General features: G+C 39.5%; 24 protein-coding genes. 21 read left to right on the top strand and 3 right to left on the bottom strand.

The annotated features are described in order from the left end of the window. Positions 1 to 12 precede the first annotated feature (12 nt). Genes rlmD through HNR69_RS01780 form a run of 3 tightly spaced genes read left to right on the top strand, consistent with a single transcriptional unit; the run spans position 13 to position 3,968 of the window. The gene (gene rlmD / locus HNR69_RS01790; protein ID WP_075290600.1) at positions 13 to 1,332 is read left to right on the top strand and encodes a 23S rRNA (uracil(1939)-C(5))-methyltransferase RlmD; all 1,320 of its coding nucleotides are present in this window, start codon (positions 13 to 15) and stop codon (positions 1,330 to 1,332) included. A gap of 11 nt (positions 1,333 to 1,343) precedes the next feature. Beyond that, the gene (relA, locus tag HNR69_RS01785) at positions 1,344 to 3,581 is read left to right on the top strand and encodes a GTP diphosphokinase (RefSeq protein WP_075293562.1); all 2,238 of its coding nucleotides are present in this window, start codon (positions 1,344 to 1,346) and stop codon (positions 3,579 to 3,581) included. Between the two features lie 30 nt (positions 3,582 to 3,611). After that, entirely contained in the window at positions 3,612 to 3,968 is a 357-nt protein-coding gene (locus HNR69_RS01780) for a diacylglycerol kinase (RefSeq protein WP_011608251.1), read from the top strand. Between the two features lie 46 nt (positions 3,969 to 4,014). Here HNR69_RS01780 and HNR69_RS01775 read toward each other — a convergent pair whose 3' ends face one another. After that, positions 4,015 to 6,306, bottom strand: a complete 2,292-nt coding sequence (locus tag HNR69_RS01775) for a TonB-dependent hemoglobin/transferrin/lactoferrin family receptor (protein ID WP_081376617.1) — start codon at positions 6,304 to 6,306, stop codon at positions 4,015 to 4,017. 264 nt (positions 6,307 to 6,570) lie between these two features. Between HNR69_RS01775 and HNR69_RS01770 the strand changes: the two genes are divergently transcribed. The 18 genes from HNR69_RS01770 to HNR69_RS01685 all read left to right on the top strand — a co-directional run bounded on the left by HNR69_RS01770 (position 6,571) and on the right by HNR69_RS01685 (position 20,728). Beyond that, positions 6,571 to 7,038 (top strand): hypothetical protein, encoded by a 468-nt coding sequence (locus HNR69_RS01770; RefSeq protein WP_075293560.1) that lies wholly within the window; start codon positions 6,571 to 6,573, stop codon positions 7,036 to 7,038. 26 nt (positions 7,039 to 7,064) lie between these two features. Further along, entirely contained in the window at positions 7,065 to 8,282 is a 1,218-nt protein-coding gene (locus tag HNR69_RS01765) for a beta-ketoacyl-ACP synthase (RefSeq protein WP_136122232.1), read from the top strand. A gap of 1 nt (position 8,283) precedes the next feature. Then, the gene (locus HNR69_RS01760) at positions 8,284 to 8,736 is read left to right on the top strand and encodes a hotdog family protein (RefSeq protein WP_075293558.1); all 453 of its coding nucleotides are present in this window, start codon (positions 8,284 to 8,286) and stop codon (positions 8,734 to 8,736) included. After that, the gene (gene fabG, locus HNR69_RS01755) at positions 8,736 to 9,464 is read left to right on the top strand and encodes a 3-oxoacyl-ACP reductase FabG (RefSeq protein WP_075293557.1); all 729 of its coding nucleotides are present in this window, start codon (positions 8,736 to 8,738) and stop codon (positions 9,462 to 9,464) included. Before HNR69_RS01760 ends, fabG begins: the two co-directional genes overlap by 1 nt. Before the next feature lie 63 nt (positions 9,465 to 9,527). Next, a complete protein-coding gene (locus tag HNR69_RS01750; protein ID WP_075293556.1) occupies positions 9,528 to 10,775 on the top strand; it encodes a beta-ketoacyl-ACP synthase in 1,248 nt (415 codons plus the stop codon). A gap of 167 nt (positions 10,776 to 10,942) precedes the next feature. Further along, positions 10,943 to 11,695, top strand: a complete 753-nt coding sequence (locus HNR69_RS01745; protein WP_011608261.1) for a beta-ketoacyl synthase chain length factor — start codon at positions 10,943 to 10,945, stop codon at positions 11,693 to 11,695. Next, positions 11,671 to 12,432 (top strand): lysophospholipid acyltransferase family protein, encoded by a 762-nt coding sequence (locus HNR69_RS01740; RefSeq protein WP_075293555.1) that lies wholly within the window; start codon positions 11,671 to 11,673, stop codon positions 12,430 to 12,432. The genes HNR69_RS01745 and HNR69_RS01740 overlap by 25 nt, the downstream gene beginning before the upstream one ends. Positions 12,433 to 12,435: 3 nt before the next feature. Beyond that, complete coding sequence (locus HNR69_RS01735; protein WP_011608263.1) at positions 12,436 to 12,693, top strand: phosphopantetheine-binding protein; 258 nt, start codon at positions 12,436 to 12,438, stop codon at positions 12,691 to 12,693. Positions 12,694 to 12,708: 15 nt separating this feature from the next. Further along, the gene (locus HNR69_RS01730) at positions 12,709 to 12,957 is read left to right on the top strand and encodes an acyl carrier protein (protein WP_011608264.1); all 249 of its coding nucleotides are present in this window, start codon (positions 12,709 to 12,711) and stop codon (positions 12,955 to 12,957) included. Positions 12,958 to 13,039: 82 nt separating this feature from the next. After that, positions 13,040 to 13,399 carry an ApeI family dehydratase gene (locus HNR69_RS01725; RefSeq protein WP_075293554.1) on the top strand — a complete coding sequence of 120 codons (360 nt, stop codon included), beginning with the start codon at positions 13,040 to 13,042 and terminating at the stop codon, positions 13,397 to 13,399. Further along, complete coding sequence (locus tag HNR69_RS01720; protein ID WP_075293553.1) at positions 13,392 to 13,943, top strand: COG4648 family protein; 552 nt, start codon at positions 13,392 to 13,394, stop codon at positions 13,941 to 13,943. The genes HNR69_RS01725 and HNR69_RS01720 overlap by 8 nt, the downstream gene beginning before the upstream one ends. Beyond that, positions 13,936 to 15,216, top strand: a complete 1,281-nt coding sequence (locus HNR69_RS01715; protein WP_075293552.1) for an AMP-binding protein — start codon at positions 13,936 to 13,938, stop codon at positions 15,214 to 15,216. Before HNR69_RS01720 ends, HNR69_RS01715 begins: the two co-directional genes overlap by 8 nt. Further along, the gene (locus HNR69_RS01710) at positions 15,213 to 15,941 is read left to right on the top strand and encodes a glycosyltransferase family 2 protein (RefSeq protein ID WP_075293551.1); all 729 of its coding nucleotides are present in this window, start codon (positions 15,213 to 15,215) and stop codon (positions 15,939 to 15,941) included. Before HNR69_RS01715 ends, HNR69_RS01710 begins: the two co-directional genes overlap by 4 nt. Next, a complete protein-coding gene (locus HNR69_RS01705) occupies positions 15,938 to 16,858 on the top strand; it encodes a lysophospholipid acyltransferase family protein (RefSeq protein WP_075293550.1) in 921 nt (306 codons plus the stop codon). Before HNR69_RS01710 ends, HNR69_RS01705 begins: the two co-directional genes overlap by 4 nt. A gap of 23 nt (positions 16,859 to 16,881) precedes the next feature. After that, positions 16,882 to 17,307 (top strand): excinuclease ABC subunit A, encoded by a 426-nt coding sequence (locus HNR69_RS01700; protein WP_075293549.1) that lies wholly within the window; start codon positions 16,882 to 16,884, stop codon positions 17,305 to 17,307. A 79-nt stretch (positions 17,308 to 17,386) separates the two neighbouring features. Further along, a complete protein-coding gene (locus tag HNR69_RS01695; RefSeq protein ID WP_075293548.1) occupies positions 17,387 to 17,830 on the top strand; it encodes an acyl-CoA thioesterase in 444 nt (147 codons plus the stop codon). 10 nt (positions 17,831 to 17,840) lie between these two features. Then, positions 17,841 to 18,428 (top strand): LolA family protein, encoded by a 588-nt coding sequence (locus HNR69_RS01690; protein WP_075293597.1) that lies wholly within the window; start codon positions 17,841 to 17,843, stop codon positions 18,426 to 18,428. An 8-nt stretch (positions 18,429 to 18,436) separates the two neighbouring features. After that, complete coding sequence (locus HNR69_RS01685; protein WP_075293547.1) at positions 18,437 to 20,728, top strand: MMPL family transporter; 2,292 nt, start codon at positions 18,437 to 18,439, stop codon at positions 20,726 to 20,728. Positions 20,729 to 20,869: 141 nt separating this feature from the next. Here the strand turns inward: HNR69_RS01685 and serA are convergent, their stop codons facing one another. Then, complete coding sequence (gene serA / locus HNR69_RS01680; protein WP_075293546.1) at positions 20,870 to 22,102, bottom strand: phosphoglycerate dehydrogenase; 1,233 nt, start codon at positions 22,100 to 22,102, stop codon at positions 20,870 to 20,872. A 25-nt stretch (positions 22,103 to 22,127) separates the two neighbouring features. Further along, complete coding sequence (gene rpiA, locus HNR69_RS01675) at positions 22,128 to 22,787, bottom strand: ribose-5-phosphate isomerase RpiA (protein ID WP_075293545.1); 660 nt, start codon at positions 22,785 to 22,787, stop codon at positions 22,128 to 22,130. Positions 22,788 to 22,825 lie beyond the last annotated feature (38 nt).

Here is a 22,825-nt window from a genome sequence, read left to right as displayed (position 1 = left end):
AGATATAAATTTATGGTTTTACTTTATCAGCCAAAGAAACAAAAAAAATTGAGAGCAGCTTTTACGACCATTGTTCAAGATTTGGATTATCAAGGATTAGGTGTAGCAAAAATTCAAGGAAAAACGTGGTTTATTGAGAACGCATTACCACAAGAGCAAGTACAGGTTCAAGTTATTGAAGAAAAACGTCAATATGGACTGGGTCGAGTTCAAAATATTTTACAAGCCAGCCCTTTGCGACAAACTCCAAGATGTGCTTATTATCAAATTTGTGGCGGCTGTCAATCTCAGCATATCCCTATACATTTACAACGTGAAACGAAACAAAAAGCGTTATTTCAGCGTTTAACCAAACTGCAAAAAGAGGCTATAGAATTTATGCCGATGATAAGTGGCGAAGCATGGCATTATCGCCGTAGAGTACGCTTAAGTTTGTACTGGGACGCTAAAAGTAAAAAATTGAAGATAGGCTTTCGGCAAAAAAATTCGCAACAAATCGTGAATATTCGTCAATGCGATGTGCTTGATCCCTTGTTAAATGAGTTATTACCTAAATTGCATGAGTTGTTGAGTACGTGCTCTAAACCGAAAACACTAGGACATATTGAATTAGTTGCCGCAGATAATGGCGTAGCGATGTTATTGAGAGTAACAGAAAAATTGGCTGAACATGACCGCACTTTATTGTTGGATTTTGCATTTAATCATCAGCTGATGTTATTTGTACAAGATGAAAAAGAGATTTGTCATTTACAAGGAGATTTGCCTTATTACCAATTAGATGATGGTTCTATTTTACATTTTGATATTCGTGATTTTATTCAGGTTAATCGCCAACTTAACCAAAACATGGTCAATACTGCACTGGATTGGTTGGATTTGAAGAAGAAGGATAATGTGTTGGATTTATTTTGTGGTATGGGAAATTTTACCTTGCCGATTAGCCGATATGTGAAAAGTGCGGTAGGAATTGAGGGTGTTTTACCTATGGTCGAAAAAGCCCGTCGTAATGGGGAACGAAATCATTGTCATAATGTCCAATTCTACCAGTGCGATTTAAGTCAATCTTTTACTGAGCAAGAATGGGCAAAGGTTCCTTTTGACAAAATCTTACTGGATCCGCCGAGAAGCGGTGCCGCATTTGCTTTAAATGCATTGTGTTATTTAATGGTTGAAAAAATATTGTATGTGTCTTGTAATCCGGCGACATTAGTGCGTGATGTGGAGCTTTTGCTTAAGTTTGGTTATCAATTAAAAAAAGTTGCAATGATTGATATGTTCCCACATACAAGTCATCTGGAAAGTATTAGCTTATTTGAAAGGAACAGATAGGAAGTAAAGTTATGGTTGCAGTGCGTGGTTCACATTTACTTAATTTGCAAGATTTTGTGGTTGAGCAATGGAGTAAAAGTTTATCTTTACCTGAGGATGTTGAACAAAAATTAATACAGGCTTGGCGTTATGCACAGCAAAAGTGTCTTATTGTACAAAGTGAATCGGAGAAAAAAATTGTTTGTTCTCTGCAAGCTGGTGTGGAAATGGTGGAAATTCTGCATAGTTTGAATATGGATGCGGAAAGTTTGATTACTGCAATGCTTTATCCATTGGTGAACCATAAAATGACTTCCCTTATGCAAATCAAAGAAGATTTTGGCAGTAATATTAGCAAGTTAGTGAAAGGCGTAGTGGAAATGGATAACATTCGCCAACTTAATGCTAGTCATTCAGCCAACAGTTTGCAGGTGGATAATGTTCGTCGTATGTTATTAGCTATGGTGGATGATTTTCGTTGTGTCATCATTAAACTTGCGGAACGTATTAGCTATTTACGGGATGTAGACCGCTTGTATTCTGAAGAAGAAAAAGTACTGGCTGCAAAAGAATGTTCTAATATTTATGCACCGCTTGCGAACCGTTTGGGTATTGGTCAATTGAAATGGGAATTAGAGGATTATTGTTTCCGCACTTTACACCCCGATACTTACCATGCGATTGCAAACTTATTAAAAGAACGTCGTTTGGACCGAGAACAATATATCGCGGATTTTGTGCAGGAGTTACGTGGTTATCTGAATGAGAATTTGGATCAAGTAGAAGTGTATGGACGACCAAAACATATTTACAGTATTTGGCGTAAAATGCAGAAAAAACACTTGGAATTTAGTGACTTATATGATGTAAGAGCGGTCAGAATTATTGTACAAAAATTGCAAGACTGTTATTCCGCTTTGGGCATTGTACATACTCATTTCAAACATTTGCCTAAAGAGTTTGATGATTATGTTGCTAACCCGAAACCGAACGGTTATCAATCTATTCATACTGTCGTGTTGGGCAAAGGTGGAAAGCCTATTGAAGTGCAAATTCGTACTCAACAAATGCATGATGATGCAGAATTAGGTGTTGCTGCACATTGGAAATATAAAGAGGGTGTAAGTGGAGGACGTTCCGGCTATGAAGAAAAAATTGCATGGTTACGCAAATTATTAGCTTGGCAAGATGATATTACAGATTCTGGCGAAGTAATGGCGGAAATGCGTAGTCAAGTTTTTGATGATCGTGTTTATGTCTTCACGCCAAAAGGCGAAGTTGTGGATTTACCAACAGGATCTACCCCCTTGGATTTTGCGTATGCTATTCATAGTGAAATTGGGCATCGTTGTATTGGTGCGAAAGTTGGTGGGCGTATTGTACCTTTTACTTATCAGCTTCAAATGGGTGATCAAATTGAGATTATTACTCAGAAAACCCCGAATCCAAGCCGTGATTGGGTAAATCCGAACTTAGGTTTTACGCACACGGCGAAAGCACGTGCTAAAATTCAGAACTGGTTTAAAAAACAAGATCGCGATAAAAATATTCCTGCCGGAAAAGAATTGCTTGAAGTTGAAATTGCCCGTTTAGGTATTTCCTTAAAGCAGGTAGAGCAACACGGATTGCCTCGCTATAACCTGAAGAATTTAGAAGACTTGTATGCCGGTATTGGTGGTGGAGATATTCGTCTAAATCAACTTATTAACTTTCTACAAAATAAATTAATTAAGGTGAGTGCACAACAAACAGATGAAGAAATTTTGCGTTATGTAGCCAATAAAGGTGCTCATTATGTGAGTCAAAAACAAAAAACAGAGAAAAAAGGTTACGTGATTGTTGAGGGGGTAGGTAACTTAATGTACCATATCGCCCGTTGCTGCCAACCTATTCCAGGTGATGATATTATGGGCTATATCACAATGGGAAGAGGGATTTCTATTCACCGTGGCGATTGTGAACAGTTTATAGAGTTGCAAAATATACACCCTGAACGTGTTGTTGAGTCAGTTTGGGGCGAAAATTATGCCACAGGTTTCCGCATCAGTATTCGTATTATCGCCAGTGATCGAAACGGTTTATTGCGAGATATTACAACAGTATTAGCTAATGAAAAAATTAGTGTTTTGGGTGTATCAAGTCGTGCAGATACGAAAAAACAACTTGCGACTATTAATATGGAAATTGAATTAAATAATGTACAAATTTTAAGTAAAATTCTGGCAAGATTAGCGAAATTAGATGACATAATTGAGGCAAAACGTCTTTAGATAAGTTAGGTAAAGATAAAGGTAAAGATAATGAAAAAAACAACCGGATTGGAGCATTTTATAAAATCAATAGTCTATTCCTTAAAAGGGTTGAAAAGCACGATTCAACATGAAAGTGCTTTTCGTCATGAGCTTGTGGTTTGTTGTATTTTATTTCCTTTAGCGTTTCATTTTGCACAAAGCAAAATTGAGTTTGTGCTTATGATTGGTTCTTTATTATTGGTGCTGGTTACCGAATTGTTGAATAGTGCAATTGAAGTTGTGGTTGATCGTATTGGAACGGAATATCATGAGTTATCCGGACGAGCCAAAGACCAAGGCTCAGCAGCAGTTTTTGTCGCCATAATCCTTGCACTATTTACTTGGGGAGTGATTTTATTTTGTTAGCGTGTTGACGTCCGCCCTGCCTTCAGGCAGGGCGGATGTCAATAGACTAGAAACGAACTTCCACGGAAGCGGCAAAATTGCGTTTTGGTGCGGTAAAACGATTAAGTCCGCTCGGTTGATTTTTTAACACACTGCGAGAAGTAAAGCCTCTGGTAAACAAGTTATAGGCACTGTCCCAAGTTGTATAATTACGGTTGAATAAGTTAAAAATCCCCATATTTAATGTAACATTTTTACTCAGGTTAACTTGTCCCGTTAAATCCACTACAAAGTAAGAAGGACTTAAGAAAGGCCATTGTTTGACAACTTTCTTATCATGAGTATATTCTGTTTCTATAGCATCTTTGGCTTTTTTAGCCGCACTGTAACGACCGGTTAAACTGATACTCCATTTTTCCGTTTCATAATCAATTCCCCCAACCACTGTCCAAGGCTGAATGGATTTAAGCGGATCGCCATCATGATTTTGCCCTTTGCTATAACTCCCCTTAAGGCGGAATGTTAATCCATCCGACAGTCCCAATGCCGAGCCGTTAACAGCACCGCTAACTTCTATCCCTTTAATTACCGCTTTAGGCTCATTGACAAATTGAGCTAACGAAATATGTGTACACTTTGCCCCATAACTTTTCTTAGGATCTGGATCCCAAAACCGATTTGGCTTACATCTTTCACGCTCTTGGATAAAGTTATGATAACGTGTGCGGAAAAGCCCGACGCTAAAATGGGCATATTGGTTTTGGAAACGGTAGGTTAATTCGTGGTTCAGTGCAGTTTCCGGTTGTAGAAACGGATTTGGAATATACTCAATATCTGTACTCTCAGAACGACTTACAAAATATAAATCTTCAGCACGAGGCACTCGAAAACCGGTGCTTAGGCGGTAGCCAATTTGATGTGATGGGTGTACTTGATATTCCAACCCCAATTGCCAAGACAGATGGGATAGTTTTCTTGAGGGGAAGTTGATTTTGGCTCCATTAAGAGTTTTTGTAACGTTTTGAGGGGCGTAATTATAACGATCATAACGTCCGCCAATAGTGGCTTTCAATGTATCGGTTAAAGCGACTTCATCAAGCAACGATAGGGAAAAAATACGAGATTTTACCGGAACAACTTCCGTATAATTTGGGCGATTTTTTTTCATTAAATACGAGACAAAGTAGCGTTGAGAATTACTGTTTTCCAAAAATTGATCACGAAATTCCACTTTGCTGGATAAGCGATGCGTGGTTCGCCATAATGCTAATGGATAAGTTGATAATTCTCCACGAGTAATAGTTTGATCTTGAATGTACTGATAGGAAGCAAGTTGAAATAAGTTATTGTTATATGAGTTAATACCACGAAGAGCTGAAAGTTGCTCAATTTTCTGTTTTGCCACAAAGAGTTTTACTGTTTCTAACCAATATAAGCCATTATATCGATATTCGAGACCATAACGGCGGTATGGTGTTCTGTCTGTGGCAAATCGGTTCTCATCGTTCAATCCCAATGTTTTTTCTTCGGTAAATTTCTTTTCTGCACGATCTTCTAAAAATAGTGTAAAGCGATGGGTGTTATTAATATCGTAGCCGATTTTTGTTAACCATGAGGTGGTGTGGTAGCTGAGGGGGTTGGGTTTGCCACGACCCGGACCGGTAATATCCGCACCTTTGCCATTATTGATTGTTTCATGCCCCCAACGTTTGGTTAATTGTGCAAAACCGAAGAAGCGATCAGTCTTGAACCCCCCCCCTATCACTTGACGCCATTCTCTATTTTTTGAGGTATAACCGGTTTTGGATAAGAAGCCGAAAGTGCGGTCAGGTTCGACAAAATCTTCAATCTCTTTGGTGGTAAAAGAAACCGCACCCCCTAAAGCACCGCTACCATTCATGACAGAATTTGCCCCTTTCTGTACTTTTACCGAGCTAATATTTTCATATTCCGTATTATTGATATTGCCATTGTGACGTTCGGTAGAATAACGTGCGGAAGTGGACATTGTTGATTCGGCTTGCGGTATACCGTCAACAATCACCGCAACGCGATCTTTGTCGACACCACGTATTGCAAAGCCGTTACTACCGGAACGACCGCCTTCAGGCACGCCAATCCCCACTTCATGACGAAATAAATCACGTTCATTAGACACCATATTTTTCCGCAATTGTTCGGAAGATTGAGTAGAGGAAAAAATAGGCTCAACATTCGCCACAACGGATATTTCACCCAATTCTTCCGCTTTGTGGGGTTTTGTTTTTGCTGGATTCGAATCGGCAAAACTTAATGCAGGAAACATCAAGCTACTTGAAAGAAATAATTGGTTGAGAATAATAGAATACTTAGATTTCAAAATGAAAATCTCCCTGTAAAAAATATAATAGAAATGAGAATGGTTCTTATAATTATAAATGCCCTAACTGTCAAGTTTTTTAATCATTTTTATGGAAAGAGTAAGTTATTTGAATGAACTATATTGTTGCTAAACAAAACGTTGCTTGTGAAATGTATTTTTCACTAGCATTTTTACCAAGAGTTTTTGTATTATATGAGCAAAATAAGTATGCCTTGATTCATATAGATATAAAAGAGTTGTTAAATATTAATGCGATAGGATATGTTAAAAAAATTCATTTTACTTGTCATCCCGATGTTGCTAACGGCTTGTGCATCTTCGTTAAAAGTGCTTGAATTACCACAAGTAAAAACAGACAGCAGACTTTTTGTGATTACACAACAATTTCCTCAATCGGAAAAAAGTTTGCTGGCGATTGAAGTTCAACCTCATCAATGGCGTTGGGTGCAAACAGATCCGCTCGGTGCACCTATTGCTCGTCTTATTTTGAGTAAAGCGGGGTGGCAAAACGACGGTTTCGTTATGCCGAATAAGCAGGCAAAACAGCTTTTTTCTGCGATTGCGACGTATTTTATGTCGACTATGATTTTCGATGTCCAGCAGATCTCGGAAAATGAATATGCACAAAACCATCGGTTAATATGGCGATTTTCTCCGCAAAAACACGGCGTTAATATTGAGTTGGGGGATAAGTCTGTTTGGTTTGTCGAACCTTTGAGACTGAATTAAAATTGTACTAATTATCAGAAAATAAAATGACGGAAACCTTATATTTATCAAAACCTGCGATAATCAGTGCTATGGGCGAAGGGCTGAAAACGCATATAGAAATGTTATTGAATGCGGAGCATTCCCCGTTAGTGCATTCCGATAAGGTGTTTAGTCGGCATCACATTGCCGGTAAAATCGGTGTCTTCGGCGAGATAAATTTATCATTACGCCCATTTCCGGAAAAGCTTAGTGTACAACACCGTAGTCGTAATAATCAGGTGTTGTGGCATGCATTGGCAGATATTGAACCGCAAATTGAGCAAGCTGTTCAGCAGTTTGGCAAGCAACGTATTGCTGTGGTTATTGGTAGTTCAACAACGGGTGTAGATGAAAATATCCCTGTTTTCAAAGGTGGAGCAAGCCAACAAGATTGGTCGTTAGCACCTTTCAATTTTCAGCAAGTTTCATTTTCCGCTCCAGCAGATTTTGTGGCGGAAGTTTATGGTTTAAGCGGTTTAGTCTATGGTATTTCTACCGCCTGTACTTCGGGTGCTAGAGCGTTAATCAGTGCGGCTCGGTTATTGAAAAATAATTTGTGTGATGCGGTAATTTGTGGTGGTGTAGATACGCTTTCACCGCTAACGGTGAGCGGGTTCAATTCTTTATCCGTGCTTTCTGCACAGCGTACTAATCCGTTTTCTCGTTATCGCAACGGGATAAATATTGGTGAAGGTGCGGCGGTCTTTTTAATGACGAAAACAAGGTTAAATGATGAAAGCCTAAAATTGTTCGGCTATGGGTCGAGTAGTGATGCTTATCATATGTCTTCTCCGCATCCTGAAGGCGAGGGAGCAATTTCCGCTTTTGAGAATGCTTTAAAAAACGCCAATGTTAAGGCTGAACAGGTTGGTTGGATTAATTTGCATGGTACTGGCACGGTTCAAAATGATCACATGGAAAGCCTTGCGGTTGAAAGGATCTTCGGAGATAAGACCACTTGTACCACAACTAAGGGATATACTGGACATACGCTGGGTGCGGCAGGTGCTATTGAAGCGGCGATTTTGTGGGGTATGATCAGTCGAGATTATAATCCAACGGGTAAACTTCCCGCACAATTGTGGGATCAAGAAAAAGATGAAAATCTGCCCGCACTTGCTATTACAGATCGGGATAGTTATTGGAAAATGGATAGACGTATTGGTGTAAGCAGTTCTTTTGCCTTTGGCGGGAATAATTCGGTTTTGGTGTTGGGGGAGTAGCATGGTTAATTTGCATTGTCCGATTACGCAAGTGGCTCCCTTGCTGCCGCATAGTAACGATATGGTGTTGCTTGATCTTATTACGGATTTTGGCGAAGATTTTTTGATCGCCGAGGCAAGGATTAAAAGCGATAATATTCTTATTCGAGAAGGTAAACTCAGTGCATTTTCCGGTATCGAAATTATGGCTCAAGGTGTGGCTGCTTGGGCGGGATGTATGGCTGTTCAAGCCAATGAGCTGGTGCGTTTAGGGTATTTACTCGGCACGCGTAAATTACATATTTACCAAGATGAGATTGCGATCGGTAGCCGTCTTCAGATTAAAATAAACATGTCCATTCAAGATGCGACGGGGTTTGGTGTATTTGATTGTCAGCTTATTGATTTAGCCGATAATCATGTGATTTTGGAAGGGGCATTGAATGTGTTTAGTCCTAAGGAGGAACAACAATAATGGCAAATACAGTGCTTATTACCGGCTCAAGTCGCGGTATTGGCAAAGCGATTGCTTTAAACCTTGCCACACAGGGGTATGATATTGTGGTGCATTGTCGTTCTCGTATAGCGGAGGCGGAGAATGTGGCACAAGAGGTGAGAGCTTTAGGGCAAAATGCAAGAGTACTCCAATTTGATGTGGCTGATCGTGAAAAAGTGCGGTCAATTTTAGAGGCGGATGTAGAAGAAAATGGTGCGTATTACGGCATAGTACTTAATGCAGGGCTAACCCGTGATAATGCTTTTCCGGCATTGACCGATGATGATTGGGATAGCGTGTTACGCACCAATTTAGATGGTTTCTATAATGTGTTGCACCCGATTATGATGCCGATGATCCGTCGTCGTCAAGCGGGGCGAATTGTGTGTATTACGTCTGTTTCAGGCTTGATTGGTAACCGTGGACAGGTGAATTACAGTGCGTCTAAAGCGGGACTTATCGGTGCGGTCAAGGCGTTGGCTATTGAGTTGGCAAAACGTAAAATCACGGTAAATTGTGTGGCTCCGGGGTTAATTGACACGGATATTCTGGACGAAAATGTCCCGATAGATGAGATTTTAAAAATGATCCCTGCCGGACGCATGGGCGATCCTGAAGAAGTCGCTCATGCCGTGCAATTTTTAATGGATGAAAAAGCCGCTTATATTACTCGCCAAGTGATTGCAGTGAATGGCGGGCTTTGTTAAAGAGCGGTAAGGATTTCAATATTTTTATTCACAATTGAACATTAACAGCAAAAAGGATACGAAGTGAAACGGGTGGTAGTCACAGGAATTGGCGGTATCACTGCTTTTGGGAATGATTGGCAGAAGATAAAAACAGCTTTTCAACGTAAACAAAATGCCGTCAAATCTATGAATGATTGGGTTGAACGTTTTCCCGAATTGGATGCTCGTTTAGGTGCGGTTATTGAGGATTACTATCCTCCGAAACATTGGAACCGTAAGCAATTACGCAGTTTAGGGCGTGTTTCTCAGCTCGTAGTTGATGCCAGTGAGCGAGCCTTGGCTAACGCTTCTTTATTGGACGAAGACGGTATTATTTTAGAATATCTGAAAGACGGTAGAATGGGTGTGGCTTGCGGTTCTTCTACCGGTTCTACTAATGATATTAAAGATGCGGCAGAACTTTTGATGACCGGTAAGTCAGACGGTTTCAACGCCAACACTTATGTACGTATGATGCCCCATACTACGGCGGCAAATATTGGTATTTTCTTTGGTTTAACAGGTAGGATTATCCCTACTTCCAGTGCTTGCTCATCAGGCAGTCAAGCGATCGGCTATTCCTATGAAGCCATTAAATACGGATTGATTCCTATGATGCTTGCTGGCGGTGGTGAAGAATTTTGTCCGTCAGAGGTTTATGTTTTCGACAGCCTTTATGCGGCAAGTCGTAATAATGACAATCCAAGCCATACGCCACGTCCATACGATAAAGCACGTGACGGATTAGTGATTGGCGAGGGCGGTTGTATGTTTGTGTTGGAAGAGCTTGAGCATGCATTAGCTCGTGGAGCGAATATTATTGCCGAAGTGGTCGGTTATGGTGCAAATAGTGACGGTAGTCATGTTACCCGCCCGCAAAAAGATACGATGCAGCGTTGTATGGAATTAGCCCTGAAAGATGCAGGGATTGAACCGAGTAAAATTGGTTATGTCAGTGGGCATGGTACCGCTACCGAACAAGGCGATATTGCAGAAACGCAAGCCACTGAAGCGGTATTTGGGTATGTTCCCATGAGTTCTCAAAAAAGTTATCTTGGTCATACGTTGGGAGCTTGCGGTGCATTGGAATCTTGGTTTTCCATTGAAATGATGCGAGATGGCTGGTTTGCACCAACGATTAATCTTGACAATGTAGATGAGCGTTGTGGTAAGGTGGATTATATTCAACATGATGGACGAGAAATTCACACGGATTATGTCATGAACAATAATTTCGCATTCGGTGGGGTGAATACTTCTCTTATTTTTAAACGCTGGACGGATGAATAGTGGTAATAAGTCGCTACATTTCGGGGTGTACATTATAGAAATTGCTATGGAATTAGCTAAAATTAGCGGCGTTTTGTAAAGTTGTGGATAGAGAAAAAGCGTATGGCAAAGATGATAAATGATGGGTGTAATATCGATAATGACTTTGTTCAAAAGAGTATTAAACAATGACGCAACAAATCTGTAATTTTTCATTTAATCTTCATGCGTGGAATATTGTCTGTAATAAAGAGCTTTCCGGAGAGGATTGGCAACAAGGCGAGCAGTATTGGATGGAAAGTGTTGCTAAACGTGAAACTGTTGCACCTAAACTGGCTTTTTTACCGCCGTTAAAACGTCGGCGTTTAAGTGAAAGTGCACGTTTATTTTTTGAGGCGGCATGGCCATTAACCGAACAAGAGAATAATTTGCCGGTGGTGTATGCTTCGCTGAATGGAGAAATCAATCGTAGCTTTGCCTTGTGGCATTCTCTCTTAACTGAAGGAGATGTGTCTCCTACTTCATTTAGTCTTTCGGTGCATAATGCCCTTGTTGGACAATGGTCTGAAATGCGTCAGGTTAAAAATGAAACGACGGCTATTACCGCCTTAAAAGATAGCTTGGAAATTGCCTTATTAGAGGCTTTTCTACTCTTAAATGATGGACAAGAAAAGGTGCTGGTCGTGCTTTCGGAAACACCGTTATCAGTGAAATACAATGCTCAACCCGTGGAGCGTTTGCCTTTGTCTTATGCGTTGGCGATGGTGGTGGAAAAAGGCTCGACTTATCAGCTTAGTTTGCAATCGCAAGCTGTTGAAAGTGCGGTATTTTTTGATAATGCACTTGCTTGGGTACAACAGCAATATTTGGGGGCATCCCAATGGCAAACCCAAAGTAGTCGTGGAGGAACTTGGTTATGGAAGAAAAACTTGATTGGCTAAGGCGTTTTCTCGGTACGTTATTTGGTTTTATATTGTTCGGTTTCGTCGGCGTGCTGTTTAAAATTATCCTTTATCCTTATGCAAAGCAATATCTCAAGGCAGATTTAGCTACGCAATTAAAAGGACGTAAAATTGTCAGTCGTACTTGGGCATTTTTTGTGCGTTATCTTATTTGGGCGGGTATTTTAGAGGTTCGTTACCATGGTTTTGAGCGATTGGGGCGTAAAGGACAGTTAGTTTTAGCTAATCACCCCTCTTTGCTTGATGTGGTGCTGATTTTTAGTCAAGTGCCGGAGTTTAACTGCATTGTGAAACAAGATTTGTTAAAAAATCCTGCTATGAGCAGCCCGATAAAAGCCTGTGGTTTTGTGCCGAATACAGAATCGGAAGAATTATTGGAAATGAGCCATCGGATTTTACAAGAACAATCCTTATTACTTTTTCCGGAAGGGACTCGTACAGGTTGGGATGGTGTGGTGAAATTACATCGCGGTGCGGTTTCTATTGGGTTGCGTAGTGCAAAAGTGATCACGCCGGTGGTGATTAAAATGACCCCGTTAAATTTTAAAAAAGGACAACCTTGGTATAAAATTCCTAAAACTAAGATTACGTATGAATTAACAGTGGGCGAAGATATCGATCCGCAAAAGTGGTCGGCGGAAAAGCCCTTGCCTATTGCCTCTCGCCGTTTAAATCAATACTTGGAAGATTATTTTAACTCACAAACAAAGGACTAAATAATGGAACTTGAATTACAACTTAAACAATTAATTATTGACAGCCTTGCACTTGAGGATATTGGTGTTGAGGATATTGACACTGATGCACCATTATTTGGTGATGAGGGGTTGGGACTGGATTCGGTGGATGCGTTAGAGCTGGGATTGGCAGTCCAAAAAACGTTTGGTTTACAATTGGATAGCGAACAACAAAACTTGCGTAATCATTTTGAAAGTGTGGCGACTTTAGCAAGTTTTATTCAAAGTCAGAAACAGTAGAGGAAAGGAAGTGAAATGACAGAACAGGAAATTCAAAAGGTGTTGACGGAAGCCTTAGTTTCATTATTTGAAATTGATGCGGACAAAATTAAGCCTGAAACAAATTTATACCAAGATTTAGAAATTGACAGCATTGATGCAATTGATTTAATTGACTATATCAAACGCCAAACCGGTTATAAATTAAAGGCGGAAGATTTCCGCAATGTGCGTACCGTCAGTGATGTTATTGCTGCGGTTCAAAAAATCAGCGAAAACGCATAGTCAAGTTGTTGAGGTTGATAAAACAGCCTTTGGGGTCAAGACCTTGAGGGGGGATAGTTTGGTGAGTATAGAGCAGCGACGCATGCAAAGTGAGCCTGTGCAGAATCCTATTTGGTTAAGTGAAACACAAGAGGAAAATGTCCAAATTTTCCGAGCGAAAGTGCCGCCGGATCTGTGCTATTTCAAAGGGCATTTTGCTAATTTTCCTCTTGTGCCGGGCGTGGTTGAGTTGCAATGGGTGAAAGAGAAAATAGATGCTTACTTTGGCAAAGAAATGCAGATGAATCGCATTGATAATTTGAAATTCCAAAAATTTCTTCGCCCAAACGATGAATTTGAGCTCATATTAAAATGGGAAGAAAACAAAAATCGAATAGGTTTTCAGCTCAAAACTGAGGGCGAAATGTGTGCCAGTGGTTTCGTGATTTTCAAAAATGGTTAAATTATTCAATTTATTGATTAACTTGGGGTTACTGCTTACCGGCATTGGTTATCCGCTGGCGTGGTTTTTTGATGAAAAACACCAAGGGCTTTCGTATTTAGTAGCAATAATGGCGTTATTATGGGCAATCAAAGCGATAAAAGCGGTCAGTTTTCATCGGTTTTTGGCAATCCTAATGGCGATATTGCTTGGCATCGTTTGGCTTACTCGTAGTTTGGAAACAATGTATTGGTATCCTGTCATCATCAGTACGGCAATGCTTATTTTATTTGGTGGTAGCTTATTTAGCTCACAATCGCTTATTGAGCGTTTCGCTCGCCTACAAGATTGCAACCTTTCTCCTCAAGCCGTTAGTTACACCCGAAAAGTTACCCTAGTCTGGAGTGGATTTTTTGTGCTAAATATTACCATTTGCACCGCACTTATCCTCGCTGGACAATATCACTGGTGGGCATGGTACTCAGGCGGAGTTTCCTATGTACTAATGGGGTTATTGATGTGCATCGAGCGGTTGGTTCGACAAGAGGTAATCAAAAATGGATAAGCAACATAATCAAGGGTATGCGGATTTTGCTTTGCGTTGTCAGCAAATACGCCAACAGCTTGAGGAAGATCGGGTGAAAGCGGTGGGGTTATGGTTAGATAATGCCGATCAATTTGCCTGCGTGTTATTGGCTTGTTTGAATGCAAAAGTCAATGTGTTGTTACCGCCGAATTTACTCAATGAAAACCTTGAATGGTTGGAACAACATTCAGCATTACTCTTTGATAAAAAAATGGTTGAGCAATTTGGGTGTTCGCAAAAAATTCAAAAAATTCAACCGCTCTTGGATAAGCAGAGTGAAAGCGAAATTTGGCTAAAAACTTCAGGTAGTAGTGGGCAAGCGAAAATTATTCATAAAACTACTCGTCAAATGTGGGCTGAAGCTAAAGCCTTAGCCTCTGTCCTACCATTTAACGCCAATGAACAAATTTCAGTCATTGGTAGCGTCAGTTTGCAACATCTTTACGGCTTGACTTTCCGTATATTTTTGCCTTTACAAATGGGTTGGAAATTAGGTGGTGAGCAGTTACATTACCCTGAATATTTACTGGCAGAAAGTCGTCATTATCGCACGCTTTGGATTAGTAGCCCTGCCTTATTGAGCCATCTCAACTTGGCAAGTTTGGACCAGCATGTGCAGATTGCAGGTATCATTTCATCCGGCGGGGCGTTACCCGAACAAACCGCCCTTGCTTTGCGAGAGGAATTGCCTTGCCCCGTTATTGAAATTTACGGTAGTACCGAAACCGGTGCGATTGCTTTTCGTCAGCAAACCGGCGGGCTTTGGCAAGCTATGCCGAACACTCGGTTGGGATTAAATGATGAAGAGGCGTTGTGGGTTGAAAATGCATGGATTGTCGGACGAGAGCAAACGGCAGATGCGGTGCAATTTAGTGAGCATGGGTTTGAATTACTGGGAAGAATTGACCGCATTATCAAATTGGGTGATAAGCGTTTGTCATTGGTGAAAATGGAACAAGATTTGCTCAAGCATTGTTTTGTACAAGATTGCTATATTGCACTACATTGCCTACATCAGCGACCACTAGCTTGGGTTGCTTTAAATAAAGAAGGTATTGCCTATTTTAAACAACAAGGACGTAAGGCAGTTATTTCACAATTTCGCCAACATTTACGCCTGACCCAAGAAAAATTTGCTTTGCCTCGGTATTGGCGATTTACGGACAAATTACCTCGCAATAACCAATCGAAAATCAGCCGTTTAGATTTTGAAAAAATTTGTACCGCACTTGAGTATGAGGTATTTGTATGACAGCGTTTAATCCCATTGCGATCATTCCCCATTATAACCATTCTGCAACGGTGGGTAGCGTCGCTGAACAGCTTAATCAATTAGGGCTACCTGTATTGATCGTTGATGATGGCTCAAGTCTTGAACATAAAGCCGTGCTTGAGCAATTGCCGCAAAATGAACGGTTTTCGATTTTATTTTGTGAAATCAATGGCGGCAAAGGGGCAGCTGTTAAAGCAGGCTTAAAACAGGCACAAAAACTTGGATTTAGCCACGCTATTCAAGTAGATGCAGATGGGCAGCATAATATAATTGATGTCAAGAAAATGCTCGAACAAGCGGAAAAATCGCCGAGTGCAATAGTATGTGGTAAACCGATTTATGGCAAAGATGCTCCAAAATCTCGCTTATATGGGCGAAAAATCACCGATTTTTGGAATGCAATCAATACGTTATCCTTTGATATTAAAGACGGGATGTGTGGTTTTCGAATTTATCCTATTGCTCAAATTATGCCCATTCTTGCACAAGAGCAAATTGGTGGTGGTATGGATTTTGACACAGAAATTTTAATCCATAGTTATTGGCAGAAAATTCCGCTTATTTGGGTTGATACCCCAGTAAAATATGAAAAAGATGGCATCTCTCATTTTCGTGGTTGGGCGGATAACTGGCTGATCAGCAAAATGCACGCACGCCTTTTCTTCCGTATGCTCAAACGACTCTTTACAGGAAAAATTCGATGAATAAACATTGGGCAAAACAACAAGAGCGTGGTACTGCCTTTTTTCTAACCTTAACTCGTTTAATTGTGAAGTATTTGCCATTGCCCATAATTCGAGTAGTGAATTTTTGGGTGGTGTTATATTTTTATCTCACTTCTCGGCAAAAACGGTGCTACATTGCAGAATATCAGCAAAAACTGACCGCTCTTTTTCCTGAAACTAAGTTACCTAAATATGCGGTATTTAGACAATTTCTCGCTTTTGGCGAAGCCATTACTGATCGTTTCGCCGTATGGCAAAAAAAAATTCGTTATGAACATCTTATCGTTGATGATGCGGATAATCTTTATGCAGATATCAGCGGCAATGGCCGAGGACAAATTTTAGTTTGTTCTCATTTTGGTAATATTGAGATCTGTCGGGCTTTGTTCGGTAGCGGACAGCACGAAAATTTTAAACTGAATGTACTGGTACATAATCGACATGCTGCAGCATTTAATAAAACATTGGGTGATGCAGGTGCTGATGAATTACCGCTGATTCAAGTGGAAGACCTCAATGTACAAAAAATGCTGGAACTTGCTGAAAAAATTGATCGTGGCGAATGGATTGCGATTGCCGCCGACCGCATTCCCGTACGTGGCGATAAAACGGAGCCGGTCAATTTTTTGGGTTCTCCAGCCGAGTTTCCTCAAGGTGCTTGGTTGCTGGCAAGTTTATTGAAAGTGCCGCTTAATACCATCTTTTGCATCAAAGAACAGGGGCGTTACCGTTTGCAGCTTCGCCGTTTTAGTGAAAGTATTCAAGGTCGAGGAAAAGTGCGTGAACAGAATATAAGAAATGTCATGCAAAAATATGCGGATTTACTGGCAAAAGAATGTGCAAAATCACCATTTTTGTGGTTTAATTTCTATGATTTTTGGCATCGCAAAGATTAACTTACTTTTCTCAAGGAGATTTTATGAAACTGATCAAAATATTAGCTTTAACTTTTTCTGCGGTTGTGATTGTTGCTTGTGCACCTCGTGATACAACCCATTATTTATCTATTCAGGAAGCCTTAAGTTCTCCTGAGGCTAAAAAAATACTGAATCCTAAAATCAAGCTTTATTTTGGTAAACCTGCACCGGGTCAAGTGATTCAAAAAGGGGCGGTTACCAACCCGAAAACGAATGCGGTGAATAAAACAGATAAAGAAGCGTGCCAATGGGTATTCTTATCTGCAGTGAAACGTTTCCAAGATCAAGCGGTAGCTAAAGGGGCAACTAAAGTGGGTAACCTCGTGAGTTATTACAAGAAAAAAGAATATAGCAGTACCACTAAATATGAGTGCCATGCAGGTAGAAGTATTGCTGGTGTAGCATTAAAAGGCGATTTTGTTAAGTAAAGCTATTAATAATCTAGGATAAACAAGCGGTTTAATTTCTTGAAAAAATGAGCAAAATTAAACCGCTCTTTTGCTTAAAATGAAACTCAAAAAACACATTTACGCTGAACATTTTTCCGACTATGAAATTCCATTTTTTGATGTAGATTCCATGTTTATTATGTGGCATGGGCATTATGTCAAATACTTAGAGATGGCTCGCTGTGCATTTTTAGAAGAAATTCACTATACCTACGATGTGATGCGAGAAAAAGGTTACGGCTGGCCAATTGTTCAACTTCATTTGAAATATGTAAAACCTGCCGTATTTCGCCAAAAAATTCGGGTGCATTTAGCTGTTGTAGAATACGAAAGCTGTATCCGTATTGATTACACCATTACTGATTTAGCCACCAAACAAAAACTGACAAAGGGTAGTACCACCCAAGTTGCCGTTGATATTTCAACCGGTGAAATGCAATTACAAACGCCACAATCTTGGCGTGATACGATAGAAAGCTATCATGGGTTTATTGCTGAGTGAGAGAGAGTTAATGAAAAAATATCTTTTTGTCTTGTTAATATTATTATGTTGCAAAAATCTTTGGGCTTTTTCTCAGGATGATTTAGTACATTTGTTACAAAAGCCACAGAATACGCAAGGTGAATTTAGTCAACAACGTTATTTAAAAGCCTTAACCAAACCCATTACCACTTCAGGAAAATTTATTTTAATAAAAAATAAAGGGTTGGTTTGGGAAACGGAAAAACCGTTTACACATCAATTGAAAGTGACGGCAAAAGGCATTAGTCAATGGAATGGAACAGCATGGGAAAACCATTCTCGTTTAGGTCAGGGTGAGCAAATTAAACTATTCTTAGGCTTATTGTCCGGCGATATTCAAGCACTTGCGACACAATTTGACGTAGTGCTTTCAGGAGATGAACATAATTGGCAACTTCAGCTCATGCCCAGCAGTTTGCTGATGAAACAAATTTTTAATCAAATTATTATTCAGGGAAATGTAGCTGTGCAACGTATTGAATTGCATGAAAAACAGGGAGATCGTACCTTGATTTTGTTTAATAATCAGCAGATTAACCTTCCATTATCACCCTTTATTCAATCTGTCTTCCAATAGGAATTTGCATGCGCAAATTATTGACCGTTTACCGCTTAATTTTTGCAGGGGTTTTATGTCTTGTGGTGGCGATTTTTATGTATCATTTACAAACAGGTAAATGGTTACAAACGGATCTACATACACTTTTGCCGGACAGTCAACACTATACAAAAATTCAATTAGAGGCAGATAAACATCAAGAACAGCAATTTAATCAGCAAGTTATTGCATTGGTTGGACATTCACAATCAGAAGCTGCTTTTACATTGGCGGAAAAAGTTGCAGAACAATGGCAACAAAGTGGTTTATTTCAAACGTTATCTGTAAAAAATCAACCGAATTTAACTGAACTTCAACAGCAGATTGAGTTATTAAAATTAGCCACACTGCCTATTTCAACACGAAATCAGATTATTCAACAGCCCGAACGTTATTTTCAGCAATATGCAGAGCAAATCATTAACCCGTTCGGTCATCAAAATTTACTGCCATTGGAACAAGACTGGCTTGGTTTTGGGCGTTTTGTATTGTCGCAATCTCAACAGCAAAGCCAAATTCAGTGGCATGCAGAAACAGGTATGCTCTATGCTGTTCAACAAGGTAAGACATGGGTTTTATTAACAGGCAAAATTGTTGATTCAGATTTGATCAAACCTCAGCAAAATTTAACCGCACTTCTTAAGCAAAATGCACAATTTATTCAAGAACAACAAGGTCAATGGTTAAGTACAGGTGCGGTGATTTTTGCGGATTATTCACAACAACAAGCTAAATATGAAAGCACGATCATGGGCGGGTTAGGTATCAGCCTAACCTTGCTTTTACTGTTGCTGGTTTTCCGTAGCTTACGCATATTATGGTTATTTTTACCGATTTCTGTAGGTATGGTTGCAGGTATTACTGCTACTATTAGTTGCTTTGGGCAGATTCATATTTTAACGCTCGTGATTGGCACGAGTTTAGTGGGGGTTCTGATTGATTTTCCATTGCATTGGCTGACATCATCTCTCTTTTTGCGTCAATGGAATGCCAATAAAGCGATGGCAAAACTTCGCCTTACTTTTTTTGTCAGCTTATTGGTGACCTTGCTGGGTTATGCTTTACTGGGATTTACTGCTTTACCTATCCTAAAACAGACCGCACTTTTTTCCGGTATGGCGTTGATTTTTGCTGTCTTAACGACCTTCTTGTATTTGCCTCTATTTTTCCGACATTACCAGTCAGGTAAGTCGTTGTTTTTACGCCGAATTTTGCAAATAAATTTCCACGTTAAGATTAATTCATTATTAAATAAGATTTTATTTGTGGTTAGCACGGGTTTCATTGTAGTAGGGTTGCAGAAAAGCTATTGGCAAGATGATATTCGTCAATGGGTTGCTATGCCGATGGAATTGATTGAGCAGGCACAAAAAATTCGTCAAATTACCGGCATTGATCTAAGCAATCAATACTTATTAATTACTGCTGAAAATAATGAGCAATTATTGCAAAAAGACCGAATTCTAACCGAGAAATTACAACGGTTCGCACAAGAAAATAATCTGATAAAATTTCAGTCATTAAGCCAATGGATTATGTCAAAAAAGCAACAAGCGGAGTTTATTCAACAGCTAAAAAATATTCCTGCTGAAAGCTATAGCGTTTTTGATGAAATTGGTATTCCAAAGGACATGATTCGTCATTCGCTAAAAAAATTGGAAAAACAGCCTCTTGTTAGCTTAGAACAGGCCTTAAATACAGAATTGGGAAAAGTTTGGAAAAATCTATATTTAGGTGAGCTTGATCGAGGAAAAGTAGCAAGTATTATTAAAGTATCAGGATTGAATAACCCAAAAATTCTTGAGCAAATTGTTAATAATCGGGATATTTACTGGCAGGATAAACCTGCCCATCTCAATCAGTTGTTTGAGCAAACCCGCAACCAAGCGGCTTGGTTAAAATTGCTCTCATTTGGCTTGGCAGCTTTATTGTTGTGGCGAATGTTTGGCATATCGCAAACGTTGAAAATGCTCAGTATCCCGCTTATTTCAGTTGTGTGTACAGTCGCAATTTTAGGTTGGTTAAATATCACCATCAGTTTGTTTGCTATGTTTGGGTTATTATTGGTGTCGGTCATTGGTATTGATTACATTGCCTATATGCAAACAGCGAAAGAGCCGTTATCAATAAAACGTTTTACGATTAGCCTTGCAGCACTTACCACGCTTATTTCATTTGCTTTATTAGGGTTAAGTTCCACTCCGGCGGTAGCAAGTTTTGGCTTGAGTGTCAGTTTGGGTGTGTTGATTAGCTTAGGAATGATTTTGCGAATAAAGTGAAGTAATGGTGAATATATTTTCACATCCTATCTTATGGCTGATTAATTGCGATAGATATATCATTTTTATGGCAAAACAGGATTGCATAAGCACTAAAACTCAAAAAGGGCTGATGTCAGCCCCCTTGTTGTTAGCATCAAATTAAAATAATACCCTCGCACGAATAGTGCCTTCAATTTGCTTAAGTTTAGCCAATAATTGAGCGGTATCTTCTGTTTCAACATCGATTACCACATAACCAATTTTTGCCTCGGTTTGTAAATATTCAGCTGCAATATTGATATTTTGCTCCACAAATATTTGATTGATTTTATTTAAAATCCCCGGACGGTTATGGTGAATATGTAATAAGCGTTTTGCATTACTATGTTCCGGTAGAGATACTTCTGGGAAATTTACTGCCGATAGTGTTGAACCATTATCGGAATATTTGACAAATTTATTTGCGACTTCAATTCCAATATTTTCTTGTGCTTCAACAGTTGAGCCACCAATGTGTGGTGTTAGGATAACATTATCAAAAGCACGCAATGGCGAGATAAACTCCTCTTCAATCGAGGCAGGTTCTTTCGGGAATACATCAATTGCGGCACCACGAATTTTTTTGCTTTCTAACGCCTGAGTTAAAGCGTCAATATCAACCACTGTGCCACGGGCAGCATTGATAAAAATACAGTTCGCCTTTAATTGTGCAATGCGTTCTGCATTCATTAAATTTTTTGTTGAGGAATTTTCCGGCAAATGTAATGAAACCACATCACAGGTACTCAAAAGTTCTTCTAAGCTATTCATTTGTTGTGCATTACCTAAAGGTAATTTTGTTTCTATATCATAGAAATACACATTCATGCCTAACGCTTCTGCAATAATACTTAGTTGAGATCCAATATGACCATAACCAATAATACCCAAGCGTTTTCCACGAACCTCATAAGATCCCACCATGGATTTATTCCATAAACCTCGATGCACATCGGCATTGGCTTGCGGGATATTACGCATTAATAATAAGATCTCACCAAGCACCAATTCAGCCACAGATCTGGTATTGGCAAACGGTGCATTGAAAACAGGAATACCACGTGCTTTTGCCGCCTCTAAATCCACTTGATTTGTGCCGATACAAAAACAACCAATTGCAATTAATTTTGTTGCTTCTGCTAATATATCCTCCGTTAAAGACGTTCGAGAACGGATACCGATAAAATGTGCATCTTTGATAGCAATTTTTAATTCTTCAGGTTCTAAAGCCTTCCGATGATATTCGATATTGGTATATCCTGCTGCTTTTAACACCTCTAATGCATTTTGGTGTATTCCCTCCAAAAGCAAAAACTTAATTTTTGATTTATCTAGTGATACTTTTGTTGTCATATTGCCTCTCCGTATATTTAAATAATTATTCAATAATTTTTGTACCCTCCGGCGTACCTACAATAACAATATCTGCAGAACGTAAAGCAAAAATCCCATTTGTTACCACGCCGGCCACATTATTCAATTCTTTTTCCATTTCTATCGGATTCATAATTTTAAAGTTATATACATCTAAAATAACATTACCATTATCTGTAAGCACATTTTCACGATATTCAGGTGAACCGCCCAACGCCACTAATTTGCGTGCAACTTGAGAGCGAGCCATTGGAATCACCTCTATCGGCAAAGCGAACGTTGAGCCTAATACATCCACTTGTTTAGAACTGTCTACTATACATATGAATTTTTTTGCCAATGCGGCTACAATTTTTTCACGTGTCAATGCTGCTCCGCCACCTTTAATCATCATTTTTTGCGGATTAATTTCATCTGCACCATCGACATAAATATCTAAACCGGATACATCATTTGCACTGAATACCTCGATACCTTGTCGGAGTAATAATTCTTCTGACGCTTTTGAAGCTGCGACAGCACCTTTGATTGTTTCTTTTATTGTACCTAATACTTCAATAAAACAATTGACAGTTGAACCGCTTCCTACGCCAATAATGCTATCAGGTTTAACATATTGCAGTGCAGCTTGAGCAGCCATTTTTTTCATGCTTAACTGATCCATTTTTTATCCTTTTTCTATGATTTTATGTTTATGTCGTA

The organism is Histophilus somni (assembly GCF_014202395.1).
Lineage (GTDB): Bacteria > Pseudomonadota > Gammaproteobacteria > Enterobacterales > Pasteurellaceae > Histophilus > Histophilus somni.
The sequence above is the reverse complement of the archived record's forward strand: the minus strand, read 5'-3'. Positions and strand labels throughout refer to the sequence as shown.